Raw genomic sequence first — 23630 nt, 5'->3', positions numbered from 1 at the left:
TCTTGCTTCTTCTAGAAAGCTTCTCGGTTCTAGTCAGAAGCTTCTTGCTTCTACTGGAAAGTTTCTCGGTTCTAGTCAGAAAGCTTCTCGTTTCTTCTAAAAATTTCTCTTTACTAGTTAGAAAGCTCTCCTTTTCTTCGGAAGCATTATCCTTTCTTGCTCCAACCTATTCTTAGGTTCGCTTTATCATATTTTCTCCTGGTGTTTCACTGCTTTTTTTCATATTAATATAGAAAAGAAAATATAAGTGAATTCGAGAAAAGGCGGTTTTCTGCAGGGGTCTTGATCCATTATGGAACGTACCTGGCTCACCTTAGACTTCAAGCTTGCTCCGGTAAGCCTTTGGAGACAAGCCTTCCTGCTTCTTGAACACTTTGCTGAAATATTTGACGTCGCGAAAGCCGACCATCTCGGCGATCTGCGCAATTTTCAGGTGGGGATTCTGCATCAGCCGCTTCGCCTTGTCGATCCGGTAAGTGGCAAGATAATCGGAGAAATTAATGCCGAATTCCTGCTTGAACTTGCGTGAAACATACTCCCGGCTGACGAAAAAAGCGCTGGCGATGTCAAGCAGGGACAAGTCGTCCATATAGCGCTGCTCGACGTATCTGACGATATCGTCGATCGTCCGCTTGTCTTTGGCTTGCCGCTCGATGATGACCCGGGCCAGCTCGGTCATGAAGCGATAAGACCAGTCGCGCCATGCGAACAGTGTAAAGGCATAACTGCCCGGAAAGGGAGGCGGATTCTGCCGGTCGCTTGGCTCCAGGGCAGTCTCGGCTTCCCCGGCGGCGGCGCCCAGTGTCTCGCGTAGAAGCTGGGCACGGAACTGCATGGCGGCGGATGTCCAGTGCTGCAGCTGCTCCGGTGTCACGATTCCGACCCGGCCAAGCTCGCCGACCCATTTCTCCGCGGCAGCGGAAATCTGCCCGTCGTTGCCGCTCAGAACAGCCATCTTCCATTCCTCTCGGACCGAGCTGAAGGCTAGCTGGCCAAGCCTTTCCACGGCTTCCTCGCTTCCCGCGTCCAGCGAATGCACATAGCCGCCGCTTCGCAGAAGGTTGCGCCTGGCCAGCGCCGATTTGGCTTCGGCATATTGGCCGGGAAGGCTGTGCGGAAGCCGCCCCGCTGAGCCGAGCCCGAAATGCATTCTGCGCTGCAGAGTATGAAGCAGCCCCTCATTGATGCGGGCGGCCAGCTTCCGAATGTCACAGGAGCTCTCCCAGGTCAGAAGGATAATTTCCCAGGGAGCGCCCCAATATTTGAAGGCGATGCCGATGCGATCCTTGGCAAGGAACTCATTGCAGATATTGATGATGGCAAAATGCATCAATTCGCTATCATTGCCGAACCGCTTGAGGAGCTGCTCGTCACTGGCATCCAGCTGCAGCAGCGAGAGCTGTACGGTATCGGCCTCTGCCGGGATAGCCCCTTCATGCCGCAGACGGCGAATGGAGGCTTCCGCAGCGCTCTGATCCTCGATGAGGGAGGAGAACAGCTTCTCTCCGTAAACCGGCTTGAACTCATTGAGCTGCATGCTCTGCCGCTGCATGTCGGCCCGCTCCCGTTCCTCATTGCGCCATTCCGTCACCGCCTTATGAACCGCCGCATTGATGGCTTCCGCGTCAATCGGCTTAAGGATATAGTCGATTCCCCCATGGCGGACGGTGCTGCGCACGAAATCGAAATCATTATGTCCGCTGACCACGATGAATTTAATGCCGCCGGCAAATTCGCTGATCCATTCCATCAGCTCCATGCCGTGTCCCGAGGCCATCATCATATCCATGATCACGAGTCCGGGTTTGGACTGGCGGATAAGTCCCATGGCCTCGTTGCCGCTTCCCGCCTCCAAAATTTCATCAATGCCGTGGGCATCCCAATCTACGAGAAGGCGGACAGCCTTACGGACCCTGGCTTCATCGTCTACAATAAGTGCCTTCATCTGTACTCACACTCCGCTTCTGTTTACAATAAGTGCCCTCATCTGTACTCACACTCCGCTTCTGTTTACAATAAGTGCCCTCATCTGTACTCACACTCCGCTTCTGTTTACAATAAGTGCCCTCATCTGTACTCACACTCCGCTTCTGTTTACAATAAGTGCCTTCATCTGTACTCACACTCCGCTTCTGTCTAAAATAAGCGCTCTAATCTGCCCTCACACTCCGTTTCTGTTTACAATAAGTGCCTTCATCTGTACTCACACTCCGCTTCTGTTTACAATAAGTGCCCTCATCTGTATTCACACTCTCTTCTATCTCAATAAGTGCCCTAATCTACACTCACACTTCGCTTCTGTCTTGATCAGGAATGATCAGGGTGATTTGCACGCCGACCGGATCCAGGTTGCTGATCGTCAGGGCCGCGTCGTCTCGATGGACAAGCTGCAGTCTCGCCAGAACGTTAGCCAAGCCGATCGAGGGGCGGCTAGCCTCATCGCCGTTATCCACCGGATGATGGATCCTGTCGGCGGATAAATTGCTCAGTTCCTGCTGCAGTTGCTCCAGTCTGTCATCGGGAATCTGTGCTCCATTGTTCTGCACGACGATCTCGACCTGGCCCTCGCGCAGTCTTCTCGCGGACAGCGACAGTTCCCCGTCCGATGCTGTGCGGTTTAATCCGTGCTTGAAGTAGTTTTCGACGATCGGCTGCAGAATCATTTTGGGCATAGGAAGGTCAAGCAGCGAATCATCTACATCATAATGGAACTGGAAGCGGTTCTCAAAGCGCTCCTTCTGCAGCTCGATGTAGGCTTTGACATGCTCGAGCTCGTCCCGCAAGGTGACGTTTTTATCCTCAAAATGCATGCTGTAGTGCATCATTTTCGCCAGAGCCGACAGCAGCGCATAGATGCGGGGCATCTTCAGCTCCAGGGCCAGCGTGCCGATAATTTGCAGCGTATTGTTCAGAAAATGGGGATTGACCTGCGCCTGCATCGCCCGCAACTGATTCGTTTTGTTGGCCAGCTCCAGCTTGTATTCGCGCAAGATCAGGTTGTTGATCGTGTCCATCATACTGCGGAAACGGAGCATGACGGCGCCGATCTCATCATTGCTGGCCGGCTGGATGTCGACATTCAAATTACCGGATTGAATTTGGTTCATATATTTGCCAAGCTGCTTGATCGGGGCGGTGATCCGCACCGATATGATGATGGTTGCCGCGGCGATGACCATTAAGGAAACGGCGAGCAGCAGCAGGTTGATTCCAGCGGCATGGTTCGCCTCCCGGACTAGATACGACACGGGGATCTGCTTGACGATTGTCCAGTCAATGCCTTTCCCGGCAATCCGATTGTAGATGAACAAGCTGCCGTCCCGCTCGAAGCTCCCGCTCGTTCGTCCCGAGGCGGAGATCATCTCCGAGTACCAGCTCTCCTGCAGCGGCTCGCCAAGCATGCTTTGCTCATCGGCATAGATTAAATCACCATTTTCTTCAATGATAAAGATTTTCTCCCGCTCCTTGTTATACAACTGGTCGACGATATCAGTCAATGCCGTCAGGCTCACATCGATCGATAAATAGCCGATGACCTCGCTCGAGGGGACGTTCTCGATTCTCCGGTGGAGCGTAAATACCGGCCGCGAAGGGTAGCGCGGCTGCAAGGCCTTGAGCCCGTAGGTATGGCTCATATGGCTTTTTTGCACCCATACGGCAGGACGGTCCTCGGTCAGCACATCAGCGTAAACGTCGGTGTCGTAGTTCCGCTGCGGTGTGTTGAGCGTTACCAGGGTCGCCTTGCGGTTGCCGTTCTCGTACAGATACACCTGGAAAATATCCGGTACAGAAGTCGCTATATTGGATAATACGGCGAAGACGCGGGAGTTGCTTTGCACGTCCTCATATCCGGCCTTTAACTGGTTGGAGATAGAGAAGACGTTGGAGGAGCTGCGGTTTAAATCCTCCACCAGATTGACGATATGCCTTCCCCCCTGGTACAGCAGCCTAGTGTCTTCTTCGGCGACCCTCGTTCTGAGCGAATGGGCCGTATAGGAGTACGTAACGAACATCGTCGCCACGATCGGAATGACGGTAGCCAGAAGTAGAAAAAGGATCAGTTTGGCGCGTATGCTGTTCCACTTCAATATTTTTTCCCCCGATCAATAAATTGCACCTGAGTGTTCACCTCTGTCGGTGTTTATCGTAGCCAATTCAAGTGATAATGACAATACACTAGTTTTTTCGGTATAAAGAAAGGGGGCTGCGCCATGAGCAAGAGAAGATTGTCCGGATGGGGGCTGCAGTTGTTTTTTGTAGGACCGGTCCTGCTGTTCTTCACAGTCATCATGGTCATTCCATTCTTCCTCGGCATGTACTACTCGCTGACGGATTGGAACGGCGTGGCGGGTACAGTCAATTGGGTAGGCTTGGCCAATTTCAAAACGATATTTACGAATGATCCCGATTTCTGGTCATCGTTCTGGTTTACGACCAGATTCACCTTGGTTGGCATCGTCCTGACGAATGTTGTCGGATTTTTCCTCGCTTATTTTTTAACAAAGGCTTTGAAGCTGAGAAATATTTTGCGAACGATATTCTTCATGCCTAACGTGATCGGCGGGCTGCTGCTCGGATTCATCTGGCAGTTTATTTTCATCAAAGGCTTTAGTACGATGTATGACGTCACGGGTTGGTCGTTCTTCGGGCTTCCGTGGCTGGGAGATTCCGTTACCGGCTTCTGGGGAATTACGATCGTGTTTGTGTGGCAAACGGCGGGTTACCTCATGGTCGTCTATATTTCCTCGCTGACGAATGTGCCGACCGAGATTATGGAGGCCGCGGAAATCGATGGCGCCAATCGCTGGCAGATGCTGCGCAGCATTATTGTTCCGCTCATTATGCCTGCCGTTACGATTTGTTTATTCCTGGCCATTTCCTGGGCGTTCAAAATGTTCGACCTAAACCTCTCGCTCACGAAGGGCGGGCCATTTAAGTCCACGGAATCGGTCGCCATGAACGTCTATGCGGAAGCCTTCCAGAATAACCGGTACGGTCTGGGTACGGCGAAGGCCATGCTGTTCTTCGTGATCGTCGCGGTCATTACGATCGTCCAAGTGGCGCTGACGAAGAAGAAGGAGGTCGAGGCATAATGCACAAAAGATATTCCGGCCGCCTGTTCATAACGGAAATCATCATGGTTATCGTTGCTTTGCTCTTTTTGTCGCCGTTTTATTTCCTGCTCGTCAACTCAGTCAAGACGTTTGGCGAGATTATGTCGAACTCGGCCAGCTGGCCGACCGCGTTCCAATGGAGTAACTTTACGAAGGCATGGGAGCTGACGCGGTTTCCCCAGGCGTTTACGAATTCACTGGTCATCACCGTAATCAGTGTAATCATTCTGGCTTTGTTTAGCGCCATGGGCGCATATCGCATGGTTCGGGCCAACACCTTATTCAATCGCCTGCTCTTCTTCCTGTTCATCGCAGCGATGGTGATCCCGTTCCAATCGATCATGATTCCGCTCATGAGAATCGTGAATGAACTCGGCGTCAACAATAGCAAGCTGGGTCTGATTATCACATATCTCGGGCTGGGAGCTCCGATGTCGCTATTCCTGTTCCACGGGTTCGTCAAATCGATTCCCCTGGAAATCGAGGAGGCTGCAACGGTGGACGGCTGTACATCCATAGGCGTATTTTTCCGCATGGTGCTGCCGATGCTGCGCCCGATGATCATGACGGTAGTGGTTCTGAACTGCTTGTGGATCTGGAACGACTATCTCCTTCCGTCGCTGATTCTGCAGCGGCCGCATATGCGGACCATCCCGCTGGCTACCTTTTCCTTCTTTGGGGAATATACGAAGCAATGGGATATCGCGCTGCCGGCGCTTGTGCTGGGGATTACGCCAATTATCGCTTTCTTCTTAATGCTTCAGCGCTACATCGTTGAGGGAATCGCAGCGGGATCGGTTAAAGGCTAGAGAGCCGATCCTCTGTTCCAAATATTTATTTCGCATAGATCAAGGGGGAACATGGCCATGAAGATGAAAAAATACGTTGTCTTACTATCCGCGCTCATGATTCTGTCCGTCATCCTGTCAGCCTGCGGCGGAAGCAGCAACAAAGCTGCTGATAACGGCAGTGCAAACGGTGGCGAAGGCAGCGGCAGCCAGGAGCAAAAGACAGTCACCATTTTCCAATTTAAAACGGAAATTGTGGAAGGACTTAATGAACTGAAGGTAGAATTTGAGAAAGAGTATCCGAACATCAAGCTGGACATTCAGACGGTTGGCGGCGGCGCTGACTATGATGCGGCGCTGAAGACGAAATTCGCTTCCGGCGACGCCCCGGATATTTTCTCCAACAACGGTTATTCGAAACTAGATATGTGGCTGGATAAGGTTGAGGATTTGTCCGACCAGCCATGGGTACAGGATCTGGTTCCGCTGGCTGCCGAACCGATTACAAAAGATGGCAAGGTCTACGGTATGCCGCTAGCTCTTGAAGGCTTTGGATTTATCTATAACAAGGACCTGTTCCAACAAGTAGGGATTACCGTTCCGCCAAGAACGTATACCGAGCTGGAACATGCAGCCAAGAAATTGAAAGCGGCAGGTATTACGCCGTTTGCCAACGCTTATCAGGAATGGTGGCTTGTCGGCAGCCAAGGCATCAGCGTGGCCTTCGCCAACCAGGATGATATCGATGGCTTCATCAACGGGCTTAACCAAGGCACGGCTTCTATCGTGGGCAATGAGAAATTTGAGAACTGGGCGCGCCTGATGCAGCTTACGGTGGACTATGGCAACAAGAACCCGCTGACTACGGACTATAATACGCAAGTCACGATGTTCGCCAACGGGGAAGCAGCGATGATGCAAGAGGGCAACTGGGCGCAGACGATGATCGACGGAATTAATCCGAACATGAACATTGGCGTTCTGCCGATGCCTGTAAGCGATAATGCGGAGCAAACGGGCAAGGTAACGATTGGGGTGCCTGTGAACCTGGTTGTGAACAAGGATTCCGATGCCAAAGAAGAAGCGAAAATTTTCTTGAACTGGCTCGTGACCTCTGACATTGGCAAAGAATATATCGTGAAGAAATTTAAATTTATCCCCACGATGAGGAGCATCCAGTCGACGCCAGAGGATATGGGCGCGATCGCGGCGGATCTGTGGAACTACATCCAAGAAGATAAAATCATTCTGCATCAGGCGGGCAAATACCCGGATGGCGTAGCTCAAGAGTTCGGCAGTGTGATCCAGCAATTCATCGCCGGAAAGAGCGACATCAAGTCCTGGACGGAGAACATGCAGGCGGCTTGGGATAAATTGAAATAGCCCATCCTGGCGCACGGATATATTGGTTGACCATAGGAAAGTGAAATAGGCTGCTTCTTAGACTTGTTCGATATGGATGAGCGAAGGAGCAGCCTTTTCGCTTAGGCCTAAATCAGATCAGAATCAAATCAGCGTTAAATCAGGGTCGGATTTGGGCAATCAGAGTCAAAACAGGGTCAAAGGAGTTATTGCCATGAACAAGTATGCGAATCAAGTGCAAATCGGCGTCGTTTATTATCCGGAGCATTGGGACCCTTCCCGCTGGGAGGAGGATATTCAGCTGATGAGGGCAACGGGCGTGCGGGTCGTTCGGCTGGCGGAGTTTGCCTGGAGCCGAATGGAGAGCAGCTCGGGGGTATATCATTTCGAATGGCTCGATCAGGCGATTAATCTGTTCCATAAATATGATATTTGCGTCGTCCTTTGTACGCCGACCAATACGCCGCCCCGCTGGCTGACCGAGCTGAGGCCCGATATCCTGCCGCGAAATGCGGATGGCAGCATCACTTACCCGGGCGTGAGGGGCCACCGCTGCTACAACAGCGAGTCGCTGCGGGTCTACGGCTCGCGGATCATCGAAGAGATGACGCAGCGTTATGGCCGTCATCCGGCGGTCATTGGCTGGCAGACGGATAACGAGTACTGGGTGATCGATTGCCATTGCGATGCCTGCAATGATCAATTCCGGGAATGGGTCAAGCAAAAATATGGCACGCTCGAAGCGGTGAACCGCGAATGGGGCACGGTCGTCTGGAGCGGGGAATACAGCGACTGGTCGCAGGTCGGCGTGCCCTATGGAGGCTCCAGGCATCAGAACCCGTCCTATCTGCTGGATTTTGCCCGGTTTCAATGGGACTCTATAGAGGAATTCCAGCGGAGTCAGATAGATATTATTCGCAGAAACTGCCCAGGCCATTTCGTGACCCATAATTTCCATACGTATCCGCAGAGGCTGAATCTGTATCAGGCGGGTGCCGACTTGGATTTCGCCTCCTTCGATTATTATCCGAATACAGCACCGGACAAGCAGTCGACCGGACCGTACAGCGGAGCGCTGGCCCTGGATGTCACCCGCGGGATCAAGCGGCGGAATTTCTGGATTATGGAGCAGCTGAGCGGTTCGCCGGGCTGCTGGTTTCCGACGTGGCGGGCGCCGTATCCGGGATTTATCCGGGCATTCTCCTGGCAGGCGATCGCCAAGGGAGCCGACACAGTCGTGCATTTCCGGTGGCGTACCGCGGCCATGGGGGCCGAGCAGTTCTGGCACGGCCTGATCGATCCCGGCAATGTACCCGGGCGGCGGTTCTCTGAGTTTGCCGAGCTTTGCGGAGAGGTTAACGCTTTATCCGGCAAGCTGCAGGGGACAGTACTGAGGCATGAGGCGGCGATACTGCTGTCGCATGAACAGCTTGAAGCCCTTCGCATTCAGCCTCAGGTCGAAGGCATGGACTACTACGAGAATGTGAAGGATTATCACCGCGCACTGACGAAGCTGGGCATCGGCTGCGATGTTATCGAATGGACCCAGCCTCTGGACGGCTATAAGCTCGTAATCGCTCCAAGCTTCTATCTGCTGAGTGAGGAGGCCGCGGCCTCCCTGGAGCGTTTTGCTGCCGCCGGGGGCACGGTGATCGTCACGAGCCGCTCGGGCGTGAAGCATATGAACAACCAAGCAGTCATGCTGCCGCTGCCCGGATTGCTCGCGGAATGCACGGGCGTCCGGGTGGAGGAGTACGATCCAATCGGGCACGACAGGCATAGGGTGGTGAATGCGGAGGGACGCTCCTTCCATGGCTCGCAGTGGTGCGATATTTTAAGTCTGCAGGGGGCTGAAGCGATCGCTTGGTATGCTGAGGATTTCTACAGCGGTGTGCCGGCTGCGACGGTGAATTCCTTCGGCGGGGGGCGCGTGTATTATCTCGGCACGCATTTGGAGGAAGCTTATTTGCTGGAATTGTTCGAAAAAGAGGCAAAGTCGCACGGAATGCTCATGTTTCCAGGATTGCCGGAGGGCGTGCAGATTGCGGTGCGCAGCGGGAATACCGCGAACACTATGAACACTGCGAATCATGTGAGTACCATGAATACCGCGGCCTATCTGTTCGTGCTGAACCTGAGCCGTCAGCCGCATCAAGTAACATTGCCAGGAGCCTTCCACAGCGTGCTGTACGGCAGGAAACGGGAGGAGACGCTGAGCCTGGAGCCTTACGGCATCGATATATTGGAGCTGCCGCTTTAGCTGAAGAAATCATACCTGAAACTTGATTTATTCGCCTTTACGGCGGCCTGGGGTTTATCTAGTATAAGTTACAGACTGATCGATATATGATCAAGGAGACAGCAATATATTTTAAATACAAATTTAAATCTATTAATTTGGCAGGGGGAATTTACGATGACCATTATACCATTTCCGGAAAACTTCATCTGGGGCGTGTCTACTTCGGCTTATCAGATCGAAGGCTCCTTGGATAAGGACGGCCGCGGGCCGAGCATCTGGGACGTTATGGCGGCAACGCCCGGCAAAATCTATCAAGGCGATGACGCCAGCATCGCCTGCGACAGCTATAACCGGTACGAGGAAGACATCCAGCTCATGAAAGAGCTGGGCGTGAAAGCCTACCGTTTCTCGGTATCGTGGCCGCGCATTTACCCGAATGGCTTCGGCGAAGTCAACCGCAAGGGAATCGAGCATTACAAGCGCATGGTGAACAAGCTGCTCGAGAACGGAATTGAGCCTTTCTGCACGCTGTACCATTGGGAGCTGCCGCAGGCGCTGCAGGAGAAGGGCGGATGGGAGAACAGGGAGACGATCGATGCCTTCGTCATGTTCGCCGAAACGATGTTCCGCGAGTTCGATGGCCTGATCAAGCATTGGATGACGTTCAATGAGCCCTGGTGTACCGCGATTAACGGCCATTTGCTCGGCAGACATGCCCCATGCATTATGAATTGGCAATCGGCCATCCAGGTCGGCCACCATTTGCTGGTCGCGCATGGCAAGACGGTAGCGAAATTCCGTGAGCTCGGGACAGCGGGCGAGATCGGTTATGCGCCGGATATTTACTGGTACGAGCCGTTCTCTCGCAAGCAGGAGGATATCGACGCGGCTTATCGGGCGTTTACTATCTATACCTGGTTCGTAACTCCCGTATTTACAGGCAAATATCCGGAGGAAATGGCAGCCTGGATCAAAACGAAGGGCGCCGAGCCTGTCATGGAGCCTGGGGACATGGAGATCATTTCGCAGAAAATAGATTTCCTTGGCCTGAATTTCTACGGCGGCAATATTGTGCGTCATAAGGAAGGCAACAACTACTTGGATCTGGAGCATGTCGATCTTGGATACGACAAATCGGATAAAGGCTGGTTTATTTTCCCGGAAGGCCTGTATTTGACCTTGAGCTGGCTGACCGAGCAGTTCGGGCCGATTCCGATTTATATTACCGAGAACGGCGCCTGCTACAATGACGAAGTGGTGGATGGAAAAGTAAACGACGTCCGCCGCATCAAATTTCTGGAGAGCCATGTTGCCGAGCTGGGCCGCGCGATCGAATCGGGCGTGAATTTGAAAGGCTATCTCACCTGGTCGCTGATGGACAACTTCGAATGGGCATTCGGGTACTCCTGCCGCTTTGGTCTAATCCATGTAGATTACAGAACGCAGGTCCGCACGCCGAAAGAGAGCTATTATTGGTATCAGAAGCTGATCCGCAAAAACTGGCTCGAGATAGAGAGCCGTTAATCCGCACCGCTCATAGGAGGTTGAGGGCAAAGGTGGTGTAACGGTAGATATGTTAGCAGTGGAACTATGAATTCCGCCCGGGACTGGCCCTGTTTGTGAGACAGTAATTTAAACAACATCCCGGATTTTAGAAGTTACATGTTCATAGCGAGAGTTGTGAAGCAAGCCCGCCTCTGGTTAGCCAGGGAGCGGGCTTGCTGGCGTTCATAGGAGCTGAACAATTCTATGGTCTTATTTTTTTATATTTAAATTCGTTTATAATAGTTTGAAGATTTAATATTCGAGGTGACAGCATGAGGAGATGGATGTGGCTTTTGCTGGCGCTCAGCATTGTGATGCTGGCGGGCTGCGGGGACAATAAGAGATTTACGATAGAGCGGGTGGACGTGGCGGCGAGAATTATGCCGGATGGCGATCTGTTTATACAGGAGCTGTTCACCTACCGGTTTGAGAGCAGCTGGAACGGCATGACGCGGTATGTTGAGCCCAAGGGACATGAGGGGATCGAGTTTTTTGAGGCGTATATTCCGTCGGAGGGAAAGCATTTCGAAGACTTTACATACGACAATTTACAGCGTCTAGCTGTAGACTTTAATAAGGATAACGATACTTATTATATCCATGCGCCTTCCTCGGATGAGACGAAACGGGTTTATTACCGGTACCGGATCAAGGGGGCCGCTGCACGCTATGCAGACACAGGCGACCTGTCGTGGAGCTTCTTCAAGAACAACAATGACGATATCTATAACGTGACGGTCGACCTGCAGCTTCAGGAGCCGTATGACGAGAGCCGCATTCATTATTTCCTGCACGACCGGACGGGCGGACAGGTTGCGATGCAGTCTGGAGACCACGGGGGGGCCCCCTACCTCCGCTACTTCAATGCTCATCTCGATCAGAACGGCACGGCCCGCTTAAGAGTACTCTTTCCGGCGGAATGGATCGGCGAGCAGGCGGTGCGAGCGGAGACGCTTCCTCTGGAGGCGGCTTTGACGGAGGAATGGGAACGTGAGCAGCGATTGGACAAGCGGACGGAGCATCTGGCCATCGCTGACGGTGTGCTGAAGCTGCTGGCATATGGAGCCCTTCTATTGCTGGGGCTGCAAATTTTGCCCTTCCGAAGGGTTGCGGGATGGCTGCTGCGAAGCAGAATAGCTCCCGGTAAGCTGGAGGAGATCGATCCGCTGCTGGCGGTATATATTTACCGTAAAGGGCGGCTGAAAATGCGGGACATTTTTGCCGGCGTATTCTCGCTGCGGCACCAAGGGCTTGTGGCAATGGAGGAAAGGCAGGCCCCAAGGCGGCTGCTGGAAGACAAGAAGGCGCCTGACATCCTGCCGGAGTTCGTCTTCACGGGAAGGCGCTCGGCCTTAAACGAAACGGAGAGGTTTTTCCTGGATAAGTTCTTCTATGGCAAAAAGCTGGAGACCGAGCGGTTTACCGGTCCTACGCGGAAGGAGAAGAAGGATGCCAATGAGTTGAAGCGGTATCGGCGCCTGTCCGAACGCCTTCACGCCGATTTTAACAAATGGCGTGCGCATCTGGATCTCAGAGAGGATTATCATGCGTATGTTTACCCGAACCGCTTACAGCGGGCCATGAAGCCGGCCATGATCCTCATTCATTTCATGACGATCCTTGTCCTGTTTATCCTGGACGTCTCGAAGACCTCGGATATCATCTGGGCTTTTCTGATTCTTGGAACGCTGGCCGGATTTGCGCTTGCTTATCCGAAGAAGAGATGGCTTTCTGGATTGTATTATTTCGGCTGCTTTGCAGCGGCAGGATTTCTATACGACAGCTCTGCCACAACCACGTATGCCGTGCTGATCGTCATTACATTTATACTCTCGCTTATTCTGCGCCCCTATACTTTGACGCTGGAGGGCTGGAAGTTTCACGCTGGTCTTCGTTATTGGCGCAGGCGGCTGAAACGTGGAAAGTGGTATTCGAAAGGGGCACTTCGCTACGATACGGAATCCGGTCTCAGACTCGCTGAATTCGCGCTCGTACTGGATGCGGGGCCGCAGCTTCTGAAGGCGATGAAGCGCCGCTCCGGCGACGAAGCATTGCAATTGGTCGCGTCGCGGTTCAGCCTGTCCGCGCTTGAGGGCCTGGTCTATACCCAGAAGGCGATTGCCTATAGGCCGCCCGACACTTCATCCGGAAGCAGCAGCTATTCCGGCGGCGGAGGCGGAGGAGGAGGGGACGGGGGAGGAACCGGAGCTTTCTAGGAAAAGCGATGGAACGCGATTTACAGAACGAGGACGGCATTGAAAAGCGCTTCTTGCTAGAACCTTTCGTTCGATGGGTCTTCATTAAATAAGAGGCGTATCGAGTAACTGTGGGGCTGAGGAGTTGGGGATATCTGGACATTAGCTAAGTAATTATGGGTAAAAAAATAGCACGCTACAGTCGTGGTATCGGTAACTGAATACTGAATGCTGAATGCTGAAAAGCTGAAAGCTGGATTACCCTGTTTCCGAGAGGTTTGATGTACCGAAAGGCTGAATAGTTGCGTGACGCCGAGGGGCTTAGGAACTGCTAACGGACATGAGATCAGCTATTGTGGTGATACTCCTTTTTTCACATCTGCTAACGGACAGAGGAGCCCTTATTAGGTGTCAATCATCTCATTTACACTCCATATTAGCGATATAGAGAACCCTATGTCCGTTAATTTCGATTTTGCAGGTATTTTCGGCGAATAGCGGAACCCAGGTCCATTAGCATTACCAAGCCAAGCCTATGAAAAAGTGGGCTGTCCAGAAAGTCATTGAAAACAGACTGCGGGGCGCCCTTTTTCTGTTGAGAAGGTTTTTATAGGTAATCTGACAGCAGCACCTTGGAAATTTCCGGATAACCGGTCACTTCATGGTGTGGCTGATGCTCCGATTCGGGCTTGACGCTGCGATGATTGAACCACAGTACCTTCCAGCCCGCATCGAGCGCGCCCACGACGTCATTGCGCCAAGAGTCGCCGATGTAGCAGCAATTCTCCGGAGCCAAGCTTAACTGCTCGGTCACGTGACTGAAGAGGCGCTTGTCCGGCTTGGTGAAGCCGACGGCTCCGGATATATAAATCAGTTTTTCAGGAATGAGCCTGGTCAGGGCCAGGGCATTGACCTTGTTCATTTGATGATCGGGCGGGCCATTCGTAATGATGCCGACAACGAAGTTTCTGGCCTTCAGCTCCGTGATCAGCTCCTCCACGCCGTCGAACAGTTCGATCGCATACTGCAGGCTGAGGTACTCCTCCTGTACAGCCTGCGCTTGCTCTGGCGTAATTGAGAGGCCGAATTCAGCCAAAGCGAGCCGGAAGCGCTGCCGCCGCATCTGATGCAGCTCCTCGCCATGTGTCGGCGTCCCGCCAAGCTCGGCAGACAGAGCGTCGCTGTAGTAACGCATCCGGTGATAAGCCTGTTCGTAAGGAAAGCCCTCCTTCGTGCCCAAGAGGTTAATGAGCGCAGCACGAAAAGGAATAAGGTGATCATACAGCGTATCGTCAAGATCGAAGAATACGGCCCGCCGCCGCGTAGTAGATGTCATGAATACAGTTCTCTCCCTTGCGTAAATAGTCCGTTTGATAACTATTATACCGCTTTATCGGAGAAGAACCGGACTAAAATCTGCGGCTGGCCCCGCCGCCGCCGGAGGATCCCCCGCCGCCGCCGCGATAACCTCCTCCTCCCCCGCCGCCGCGGAAGCCGCCGCCACGGCCGAGGATGGACAGAAGCAGCATGGTAAACATGCCGCGGAAGAACACGATGTCGATCATGATGAACACTGCAATGATGATGACCCAAAGCAGGGACAGGCCGCCGCCCTCCTTCGAATCGGCCGGGGCAGGCAGGGCTACTTCCTGAGGATTCAGCTCCTGCTCCACGCCGTATTCCTTGGCGACCTCGTTATACAGGACTTTGTATGTTTCGACGATGCCTTGCCCCGGCTGCTGATTCACGATATAGGGGATGGTCACCTGGTCGAGGATTCGTCCGGTTTTGCCATCGGGCAGCGCGCCCTCCAGGCCGTAGCCGACCTCAATCCGGACCTGCCGGCTGCCGGGCTGGCCGTCGCCCAGGGAGACGAGCAGGAGGACGCCGTTATTCAGCTTGGCATCGCCTAGCTTATAAGTCCGCAGTGCCTGAAGCGCATATTCCTCGATGGGCTCATCCCCCAAGGAGGGCACAGTCAGCACGGCGATTTGAGCCTTCGTGCGATCTTCGAGCGCCCTGCCGAGAGCCAGGAGGTACCGGGTCTGCTCGGTCGTCAGGAGCTGCTCGAAATCCTGTACATAAATATCCCCTCGAGGCTCGGGAATTTTCGGAACGGCCGAGGCGCTGGGCGCCAGGGACGCAAATACGGATAACGTCAGGATGAGAAGCGGGAGCAAGCCACGGATGAATCGTCTTCGGCAGGCCGCAGGGCTCATGCCCAATCCCCTTCTGGCTGAAGCCAGCCGACTGAAGGACGTGCTGCCGGCATTGCCGGATGCCGCGATGTCTCATCCGTGCCGAAATCGACCTCCGGATTCGTTCTGGATTCCGGTGTCGTCTCAAAATACCGCTTCTCATTGAATCCCATCATCCGTGCGATGATCGTCCCGGGAAAGCGCCGGATCAGCTTGTTGTACTCGGCGACCGCATTGTTATAGTCGCTGCGGGCTACCGCGATCCGGTTCTCCGTTCCGGCCAGCTCATCCATCAGCTGGGTGAACTGGGCATCCGCCTTCAGCGTCGGGTAGTTCTCCACGACGACGAGCAGGCGGCTTAGTGCGCCCTGGAGCTGCTGATCCGCGGCGGCCAGTTCATCGGGCGTGCGCGCTCCGCCCAGCGCAGCCCGGGCGTCGGATACCGCTTGGATTACTTCTTTTTCATGCTTGGCGTAGCCTTTGACGGTATTGACCAGATTGGGAATGAGGTCGTATCTCCGCTGCAGCTGTACGTCGATTTTGCTCCACTGCTGGTTTACCGTTTCCTCGGAAGCCATGAACTTGTTGTAATTTCCTGCGAACAGGGCAATGCCGATAATGACGATTGCCGCAATGATGGCGATGGGAATCAGGCAGCCTTTTCCCTTCAAATTCATTGATCTCTTCCTCCTGTTCATGTCGGTATTATTTATCTTTATACCCTTTGCTTTATTTCTAAAAACTAAACAATTTTTTGCGAATCAGCTTTGGGCGTGACCGTAAAAGGTTTTTGAGAATGAGCATGGGATGATCGTAAAAAGGCTCGAAAGGCGAAAATGCAGCTGTTTTTACCGTGGATAAATAGAGTGTTTTACATGAAATGGGAGAAATGAGGATGATGCGTGAGCATTTGGGAGGATGTTTACGAGCGCCGGGTACGGAGGTCGTGAGCATTCCCCTCACCCCCTGATAACTATGTGGATACTGGCTCACCGCGGTTTCTCTTCGGGCCGCTTCATTCTATAATTAGAGATGTTTTTCAAATACAAAAGAGGAGTTGACTTGAACTTGGCTTATGATGAAGTGTTGGAGCGCCGTAATGAGCTGTTGAAGAGACAGGTAGGTGAGATGCTCGCCAAGGAGAACCAATATGGATTGAAGGATCAAGAGAGTCATTTCCTCCGACGAATGATTAAAGAGCTGCATCAGACGGAATTCGAGCTAAGCGGGAAATCATTGTAGACATTGAACTAGATAAGTTGGATTTGAGGTTTTGGCAAAAAGCCGTGCGGGAAGTGTTTTTGCGAAGTTGTACGATTTTTCGTACAAAACTGGCGTAGCGATCGGCTAAGTGAGCCCAATTGTACGATCCTTCGTTCAAAATTGTTGCTGCCGCAGCCGAGATTCTATTCAGCTTGTTTTTGCCTTCGTAGAACCAGCCAGTTGAATTAGCCTAGGGACGATGACGATGAGCCATCAGGCGGATATAGGAATAAGGTTAGTTCAACTTTGTGAATATGGTTATGCGAAGTATGACGACAATAGAGGATATGCACTCGGTGCATATCCTCTATTGATTTTTGAATGGATCAGGCCGGTTAATAGTCGAAGCATTCTTTTCCTAAAGTATGTATATATTCGAAGAAAGGTCACTGTCTGGGCTTGGCCATGCGCTGCCGCCTGGAGAGCTTGAATATCATCTGATTCAGTACTTCAGACAGGACAAGTCCAATGGCGATAGAACCCGAGATTAAAAATGCTTTGGCCGCAAGCTGGACGGCGAGGTTGTATTCGCTTTCGACGAACTGGCGCATAGCATCATAAGCTAACCCCCCAGGTACGAGCGGAATGATTCCGGAGACGCTGAAGAGAATGACAGGCTTCTTGTATATTCTTGCGAGTATTTGGCTGATGACTCCGACGATGAACGTTGCTGCAACCGTGGCAAAAACGGTATCCAGGGGCGGGGAAAGCAGGACATAGGCGACCCAGCCCATCATTCCGGCCAGCCCACATTGCAGGAGCAGCCTTCTAGGGGCATTAAATAAAATGCCGAAGGCAGCGGAGGCGATGAAGCTCGTCAAGAGATGCAAAGCGAGCGATAGAAATGGCGGCGATATCATCTCGTAGAATCCTTCCTTCCGGTTAGAAAAATGTAACAACAACGGCGATCCCCGCGCCGATGGCGAAGGCTGTCAGGAAGGCCTCCGCTCCCCGGGACAAGCCCGAAACCAGATGACCAGCCATCAGATCCCTGACGGCGTTCGTGATCAACAGTCCGGGTACAAGCGGCATGACCGAGCCGATAATAATTTTATCCAGCTCCTGTCCAATTCCTAATGCGACGAAGACGACGGCCAGCAGTCCGATCAGAAAAGAGGCGGAGAACTCCGCAAAAAATTTAACCTTGATCAGACGGTGCAGCGCGAGGAACATGGCGAACCCGGCCCCGCCGCACAGGACACCGGGAAGGATGTCGGCCATGCCTCCACGGAACATATAGGTGAAGCAGCCGCTGGCGACTGCAGCCGTGGCGATTTGCAGCACCATCGGGTACTCATGCCTCGATCCTTCAATGTCGATTAACCGGGCATGGGCATCTGCAGGCGTGATGTCTTTGGTGCCCAGCTTGCGCGACACATCATTGACGGCGGCGATCTTCTCTAAATCGGTTGTCCGTTCGACGATACGAATCAGCTTGGCTGACTGCGAGCTGCTCGGCTGGAACATGATTCCCGTAGGGGTGACATAGCTGTGCGAGCTTTTCAGGCCCATCGCCTCGGCCATGCGGGTCATGGTATCCTCGACCCGGTAGGTTTCGGCTCCGCTTTGCAGCATGATTTTGCCGGCGAGGAGACACAGCTCGTCAGGCTCTCTGGCACCTTGATCGGCGTGCTTAAAGTGATTATGATCGGGCTGCTGGCTGTTACCATGCAACGTCGCCTCGCCGTGTTCAAGTCCGTCAGTCTCGCCATGACCCTGCACCCCGATCTTGCCATAGCCTAGCCTGTGAATTTCAACGTGCTCATGCACCGCCAATTCATGATCTTCAAAGGCATGGCTGCTCGAACCTTGTCCTCCGGCGTCTGCTCCAGCATAGCCTTTTGCTGGCAGAGGCAGAGCTGCCTTTAGGGCAGGGCTAACCTTCATTCCCGAGCGTACGCAGTTCCCTGGCTCTATCTCCGCTTCATTCTCTTGCAGGGATGGGCCGTAAACGGTCTCCTGATTGGCACGTTTCCTCATGATATTCATCCAGTTCACCCCCCCGGCTTATCTGCGTCCATTATATCACGATTACTTCTGCAGTTCGGTGATCGGTATTATTGCTTCAGAGCTGGCAGGGTAGCCTAGGAGATGGCCTCGTCACTATGGCGGCTCACAATGGTCGCTTCCCTATGGACGTCCCTGCATCCGTGCTGCTAAGGCCGTATCACTAAGTCCTCGAACTTGCCATGGCCACGGTCCTGTGGCGAATCAATGCCCGTCTGACAAAGGCCACGGCTAACGCTACGTACAATGGCCCCCCATCTAACGGCCTCCCTAGGGCCGAATCGTCACTCTTGTTCCTACCGGCACGAGCGAAGACAGGGTCAGCACGTCCTGATTATACATACGAATGCAGCCATGGGATACTTCGTGGCCGATCGACGAAGGATCGTTCGTGCCGTGAATGCCGTAATGGGGCTTGGAGAGGCCCATCCAGAATGCCCCGAACGGTCCGCCGGGGTTTTTCTGCTTGTTAATGATGGCATAATCTCCGGTCGGGGTCTGGGTGAGCATTTTACCAATTCCTACGGGAAAAGAACGCACGACGGTATCTCCATCCAGCAAATGCAGCTGCCGGTCTGATAAATCTACAATAATCCGGTAATTGGGCATATCTCATACCTCCTGCTTGAACGAAAGAAGTACTCCACGTCAAGGAAAATAGAAAGGAATAAAGGATTCCACTGAACACAGGATATGTATATTCCGGCATAAGGCCAAATGTCCGGCGAACCGATTATATTTTATCCAATAGCTTATGAAAGTGACCTAACGAATTGAAACCGCGCAATGCTAATACTGTAATAGGTTATAAAGGAATGAGGGTGTATACTCTGGATTCAGCTACCGCGAGCCTGATGAAGTGGCTATAAATTTGCAGCAGCAGGATCCGTGTTTTAGCGAAGGTACTGTAGACTGTGGCGTGAAGAAAGGCAGGCACGGGAAAAATAGCGGGGAGTTCTTATTGAAAGCGGAAAGACTCGGCTGGTGCCAGATCTGTCAGAGTCTCGTTAGCCTGGCTATCTGCATCAGCAGTCAGAGTCCTGCTACCCGGGCTATCTACTTCAAGATCGGTGAACCTGGCCCCAGGCCCGTTCGCTTTACAACCAGGTGGCCACATGCTGCCAACTAGCTTGATTTTCCTATATTCCTGATTTTGATATGAACATAACATTTTATGTCTGCCTTCGAGTATACATCTCTCCAGTTCATCGACTGCCATTCATTATGGCTCAAGCTGTTTCTAACATACTGCCCGATTCCAAGGCTATCTACCTGGTGCTTTTGCATGAATTTCACCATCTTATTAGCCCTTTCGGTCAAATGCTCGGAGACCGTTTTCGCGATTTCTCTTCTGTTACTCGGATTATCCAGTTTTAGCGGTCCGGTATATTCCAAAATAGATCCCTTTAGATGAACATGAATCGCTACCTTTGCTCTTTCTGTATCAGCATGCTCTACTTTAACCTTTCTTTTTGAGGTGAGTGAGTTGAACATGACCTGCTGTCCTTTCTTAAGCTCGACATCTATTGCGCTTCGTTGGAGATTCCCTCGGAGAAATCCCAAGATAATAGCTTCCTCTGTATCAATTTTAGTCACATATTTACTTTCCATAAATAGGCCGATACCATCTAGGGTAATATTATCCTCTTCTTCTTTTATGATAGGAGCAATAGAATCAATCCCGTCATCTAATAGATCCCTTGAAAATTCATACAGTGTCATTTTTGGTATAGTGTGCGCTCTTGCTTCCTTGCCTAATAACCGATTGACATATTTGTCTGTTGGGGGATGCTGTTTATAGTCCTTTTCCAGCAGATGTCCAGCATTTCCATTTACAATCGATATATTGACTTGCGGGGAAATGGCGGGGTCTCTTCCAAATGTATCAAATTTGTCCCATAATCCCTGCTCTGCAACAGATTTGCTGATTAAGAGATTCCGCAATTGACCGCTAACAAGGGTGAGGCTGGTTTTCTTGTTAAATTCTAACTTGGCATCCTTACTGCTTTCTGCGTCAATAGCTATAACCTTTCTGTTTTGTTCTGATTGGGGATCAGCAATTGGAATGCTGCACGTAATACGCAACTTCCCATTCGGGAGCAGATCAAAGCTTTGCGATTCGATAAAGCCAAGCCTTTCCAGAATACGCTCATCCCCACATCCGGCCATCATCATGATCACTAGGAAAGCTGCAACGATCCTAACCCCTTTTTTGCTCATCTTGCACCGCCCATTATTCGTTGTGTAATTAGTACAAGTATAAGTAATACAGGTAATATAAATGCTACGCCTATTTCGAAAAAGCCCAGAAAGGCCAGCCATTCCCTGACCTCCCCAGTTACATCAGGAATAGCAATAGCAGAAAAGCCGATGATTATGAGAACCACCGCCAGTATGCCCGGCTTGACTTTTTTGAAAACGCGCTGACAAGCTTCTTTGGCTGCCCACACGTATGCAACTGTTGAGAATAAGTTCGTGAACATAAAAAAACCATAAAATAAGTTTTCAACCCGTTGTACGAACGGAAACTTGATGTAAGACATCATATCGATCACGGGATAAAGAACGCCTTTGAGCTGATTCAGGCTATAGAACCCGTAAGCAATAAAGCAGGTGATGAAATAAACCAATGTGATCATGACGTTTGCAATAATTACTGCTTGTATCAATTTTGTCCTCTTATCGGAATAAGGGAACAAGAACAAGCTTAATTCATAGCCGAGAAACCCCTTTAAAAGGTTCAATCCCCCTAGCAGAAAATTGTCTCCTTCCTTAAAGACAAAAGGAGTTAAACGAACCCATTCAAAATCATACGAGAAAGCAAAAAGCAATAACAGCATCCAAATGATAAGCCAGAAAAAAATGGTTGCAGCCCTTTCGATCACAAAAATTCCTTTTACAAGCAGCATTAGAGCTAGCAAGCCCATGAGAACAGTCAGCAGCATCGGTGGCGTATTAGGAAATGAAAATAATTGAAATATGTGAACATAATCCTTGGATACCAGAGAACCAAGGACGGTCCAAAGGATGGCCAGGGCAATATAGAGGGGGAAGAGTATGACTTTCGAAACAGATTGCTCCAGAATTTCAAAAACGGATCTGCCTTTGCCTAGCCGGTAAACCAGAAAAATAAAACCAATGTTCACATTTACGATTAATGAAATCAGGATAACCGCCAGCCAGCCGTTCGTTCCAAAGTAATAAGCCAGAATATGCGGCATGCTAAGGATAACAACCCCGGATTGAAACATATAGATCATGATTGTTGTGTGAAAGAAGCTGAGCTTATTTCTCATAAAATTCACCTATTTCCGCATTTTGTTGCGTATCTTGTTAGGAGACTTGCTTTGGCTTGGTCTTCTTGTAAAGAGGGAGAAAGGTGCCCGAATAAACACGTCTTTCCAATCGCTGCTATGGAACGGCGCTACTGGAGACAGGTAGGATGATCCAAGACTTGTCAGCCCGCTTAAGTGAATGACCACCGCAGCAATGCCTGCAGCAAGTCCAAAGTTCCCCAATAGGCCGGCCAGAATGATTAGACCGAACCGGACTAAGCGAATCGACGCGCTCATAACGTAGTTTGGAACAACAAAAGAGGCGATGGCTGAGGAAGCTACTGCGATGACCAGGATATTACTTGTAAAGCCAGCCTGGACGGCTGATTGGCCGATAACGATACCTCCAACGATACCGATCGTTTGACCGATTTTAGTAGGCAAGCGTGCGCCAGCTTCCCTTAATAATTCTATTGTTGTTTCCATAAGCAAAGCTTCATACAAGGGTGGAAAAGGAACCCTGTTCCGTGATTCGGTTAAGGATAAGAGTAAGTGTTCCGGTATCATCTCATAATGAAATGTCGTTATCGAGACATAAACAGCGGTGAAGGTGATAGTAATAATGAAGGCGACGAGCCGTAATAATCGGGTTGCACTGCCTATAGCCCACCGCTGGTAGTAGTCATCGGAGGATGTAAAAAATTCAAAAAAGGAAGCTGGAACGCTAACAATCGAAGGGCTTCCATCAAGAAAACAGAGGACCTTTCCATCGGATAGCTTAGAGACGGCAGTGTCAGGTCTTTCTGTCGAAATAAACTGCGGGAAGATGGAGGATGGATTATCATCAATACATTGAATTAACATATTCGTATCGTAAACCGTATCGATCTCCATGGCTTTGATTCTAGAAGCCAACTCATTCACGTAATCCATATTGGCAATATCTTTTATGTACAGGATATAAGCATTAGATTTTGCAACTTCGCCGACTTCAAGCTTAATTACTTTTAAATGCGAGCTTTTCAGTCGTTCGCGGATAAGCGATAAATTAGAGTTAGCCTGTTCCGTAAAAGCATCGTGTGGCCCCGTAATGACTGTTTCTGTTTGCGATTGTTCAATGGCACGGGCTGCAGGTCCATAAACATCAACAATATAAGTGTCACTCTCATGAAAGAGAGCAACATTACCCGATAAGATACCCTTGATCAAATCTGGAATCCTTAGCCGGTTTATACTGGGATTGACTTAATATACGGGTTATATTCTCTTGATTCGCTTCAGCCAGTGGAATAAAAACATCATTGTTTATCTTGCTATCGTCTACCAAATGCTCAAAGAATACCAGGTCGACTTTGATTTCGGGATAAGTTCGGGTGGTTAGATCTGCACATTCAGCAAATTCCATCAGAGTATGATCAAGGGTTGGCTTAGTGTCCAATTGATTTGCAGAGGATTTTTGGGAATCTAATAACTTTTTACGTTTATTCTTCTTAAACATTTACATCACCTCACACCTTTATTTTCAGAATTTATGGTTCCCACGGGTTGAGGTTAGTGTACACATTAATAAGAGGAGTATACATTCATGGATATACTTCTTAACGGATTTGGGACTGCAGGCAAGGGAACCAGGTCTGGCGA

At 51.1% G+C, this 23630-nt stretch carries 19 protein-coding genes; 7 read left to right on the top strand and 12 right to left on the bottom strand.

Annotated features, from left to right (window positions below; genetic code table 11):
* Positions 1–313 precede the first annotated feature (313 nt).
* A complete protein-coding gene (locus tag BN2762_RS04190; RefSeq protein ID WP_055105768.1) occupies positions 314–1945 on the bottom strand; it encodes a response regulator transcription factor in 1632 nt (543 codons plus the stop codon).
* A 340-nt stretch (positions 1946–2285) separates the two neighbouring features.
* Entirely contained in the window at positions 2286–4088 is a 1803-nt protein-coding gene (locus BN2762_RS04185) for a cache domain-containing sensor histidine kinase (protein ID WP_055105767.1), read from the bottom strand.
* 123 nt (positions 4089–4211) lie between these two features.
* Here BN2762_RS04185 and BN2762_RS04180 point away from each other — a divergent pair, with 123 nt between their 5' ends.
* The 6 genes from BN2762_RS04180 to BN2762_RS04155 all read left to right on the top strand — a co-directional run bounded on the left by BN2762_RS04180 (position 4212) and on the right by BN2762_RS04155 (position 13267).
* Positions 4212–5093: a carbohydrate ABC transporter permease gene (locus tag BN2762_RS04180; protein WP_055105766.1), complete on the top strand. Its 882-nt coding sequence runs from the start codon at positions 4212–4214 to the stop codon at positions 5091–5093.
* Positions 5093–5923 (top strand): carbohydrate ABC transporter permease, encoded by an 831-nt coding sequence (locus tag BN2762_RS04175; protein WP_055105765.1) that lies wholly within the window; start codon positions 5093–5095, stop codon positions 5921–5923. Before BN2762_RS04180 ends, BN2762_RS04175 begins: the two co-directional genes overlap by 1 nt.
* Positions 5924–5986: 63 nt before the next feature.
* Positions 5987–7285, top strand: coding sequence for an ABC transporter substrate-binding protein (locus BN2762_RS04170; protein ID WP_055105967.1), 1299 nt, complete (start codon positions 5987–5989; stop codon positions 7283–7285).
* Positions 7286–7478: 193 nt separating this feature from the next.
* On the top strand, positions 7479–9524 hold the full coding sequence (locus tag BN2762_RS04165) for a beta-galactosidase (RefSeq protein WP_055105764.1): 2046 nt from the start codon (positions 7479–7481) through the stop codon (positions 9522–9524).
* A gap of 156 nt (positions 9525–9680) precedes the next feature.
* The gene (locus tag BN2762_RS04160) at positions 9681–11030 is read left to right on the top strand and encodes a GH1 family beta-glucosidase (protein ID WP_055105763.1); all 1350 of its coding nucleotides are present in this window, start codon (positions 9681–9683) and stop codon (positions 11028–11030) included.
* Between the two features lie 305 nt (positions 11031–11335).
* A complete protein-coding gene (locus BN2762_RS04155) occupies positions 11336–13267 on the top strand; it encodes a DUF2207 domain-containing protein (RefSeq protein ID WP_055105762.1) in 1932 nt (643 codons plus the stop codon).
* Positions 13268–13853: 586 nt separating this feature from the next.
* Here the strand turns inward: BN2762_RS04155 and BN2762_RS04150 are convergent.
* The 3 genes from BN2762_RS04150 to BN2762_RS04140 form a co-directional block, all read right to left on the bottom strand.
* On the bottom strand, positions 13854–14582 hold the full coding sequence (locus tag BN2762_RS04150) for an HAD family hydrolase (protein ID WP_055105761.1): 729 nt from the start codon (positions 14580–14582) through the stop codon (positions 13854–13856).
* Between the two features lie 73 nt (positions 14583–14655).
* Positions 14656–15465, bottom strand: a complete 810-nt coding sequence (locus BN2762_RS04145) for a TPM domain-containing protein (RefSeq protein ID WP_055105760.1) — start codon at positions 15463–15465, stop codon at positions 14656–14658.
* Entirely contained in the window at positions 15462–16121 is a 660-nt protein-coding gene (locus BN2762_RS04140; RefSeq protein WP_055105759.1) for a LemA family protein, read from the bottom strand. Before BN2762_RS04140 ends, BN2762_RS04145 begins: the two co-directional genes overlap by 4 nt.
* Before the next feature lie 385 nt (positions 16122–16506).
* On the opposite strand from BN2762_RS04140, the gene BN2762_RS26750 reads away from it, so the two are divergent.
* The gene (locus BN2762_RS26750; RefSeq protein ID WP_019635966.1) at positions 16507–16686 is read left to right on the top strand and encodes a hypothetical protein; all 180 of its coding nucleotides are present in this window, start codon (positions 16507–16509) and stop codon (positions 16684–16686) included.
* 407 nt (positions 16687–17093) lie between these two features.
* On the opposite strand, the gene BN2762_RS04135 is transcribed toward BN2762_RS26750, so the two are convergent.
* The 7 genes from BN2762_RS04135 to BN2762_RS27480 all read right to left on the bottom strand — a co-directional run bounded on the left by BN2762_RS04135 (position 17094) and on the right by BN2762_RS27480 (position 23487).
* Positions 17094–17567: a threonine/serine exporter family protein gene (locus BN2762_RS04135; RefSeq protein ID WP_055105758.1), complete on the bottom strand. Its 474-nt coding sequence runs from the start codon at positions 17565–17567 to the stop codon at positions 17094–17096.
* Positions 17568–17589: 22 nt separating this feature from the next.
* On the bottom strand, positions 17590–18306 hold the full coding sequence (locus BN2762_RS04130; RefSeq protein WP_055105966.1) for a threonine/serine exporter family protein: 717 nt from the start codon (positions 18304–18306) through the stop codon (positions 17590–17592).
* A 678-nt stretch (positions 18307–18984) separates the two neighbouring features.
* The gene (locus BN2762_RS04125) at positions 18985–19323 is read right to left on the bottom strand and encodes a L,D-transpeptidase (RefSeq protein WP_055105757.1); all 339 of its coding nucleotides are present in this window, start codon (positions 19321–19323) and stop codon (positions 18985–18987) included.
* A 516-nt stretch (positions 19324–19839) separates the two neighbouring features.
* Positions 19840–20934 (bottom strand): Ger(x)C family spore germination protein, encoded by a 1095-nt coding sequence (locus tag BN2762_RS04115; protein ID WP_055105755.1) that lies wholly within the window; start codon positions 20932–20934, stop codon positions 19840–19842.
* Positions 20931–22010: a GerAB/ArcD/ProY family transporter gene (locus BN2762_RS04110; RefSeq protein WP_074048562.1), complete on the bottom strand. Its 1080-nt coding sequence runs from the start codon at positions 22008–22010 to the stop codon at positions 20931–20933. Before BN2762_RS04110 ends, BN2762_RS04115 begins: the two co-directional genes overlap by 4 nt.
* 9 nt (positions 22011–22019) lie before the next feature.
* Positions 22020–23198 (bottom strand): spore germination protein, encoded by a 1179-nt coding sequence (locus BN2762_RS04105; protein WP_055105753.1) that lies wholly within the window; start codon positions 23196–23198, stop codon positions 22020–22022.
* Entirely contained in the window at positions 23173–23487 is a 315-nt protein-coding gene (locus tag BN2762_RS27480) for a hypothetical protein (RefSeq protein WP_055105752.1), read from the bottom strand. The genes BN2762_RS04105 and BN2762_RS27480 overlap by 26 nt, the downstream gene beginning before the upstream one ends.
* Positions 23488–23630: the final 143 nt, after the last annotated feature.

Origin of the sequence: Paenibacillus ihumii (assembly GCF_001403875.1) — a bacterium.
GTDB classification, from domain to species: domain Bacteria; phylum Bacillota; class Bacilli; order Paenibacillales; family Paenibacillaceae; genus Fontibacillus; species Fontibacillus ihumii.
This window is presented reverse-complemented; position numbering and strand designations above follow the sequence as displayed.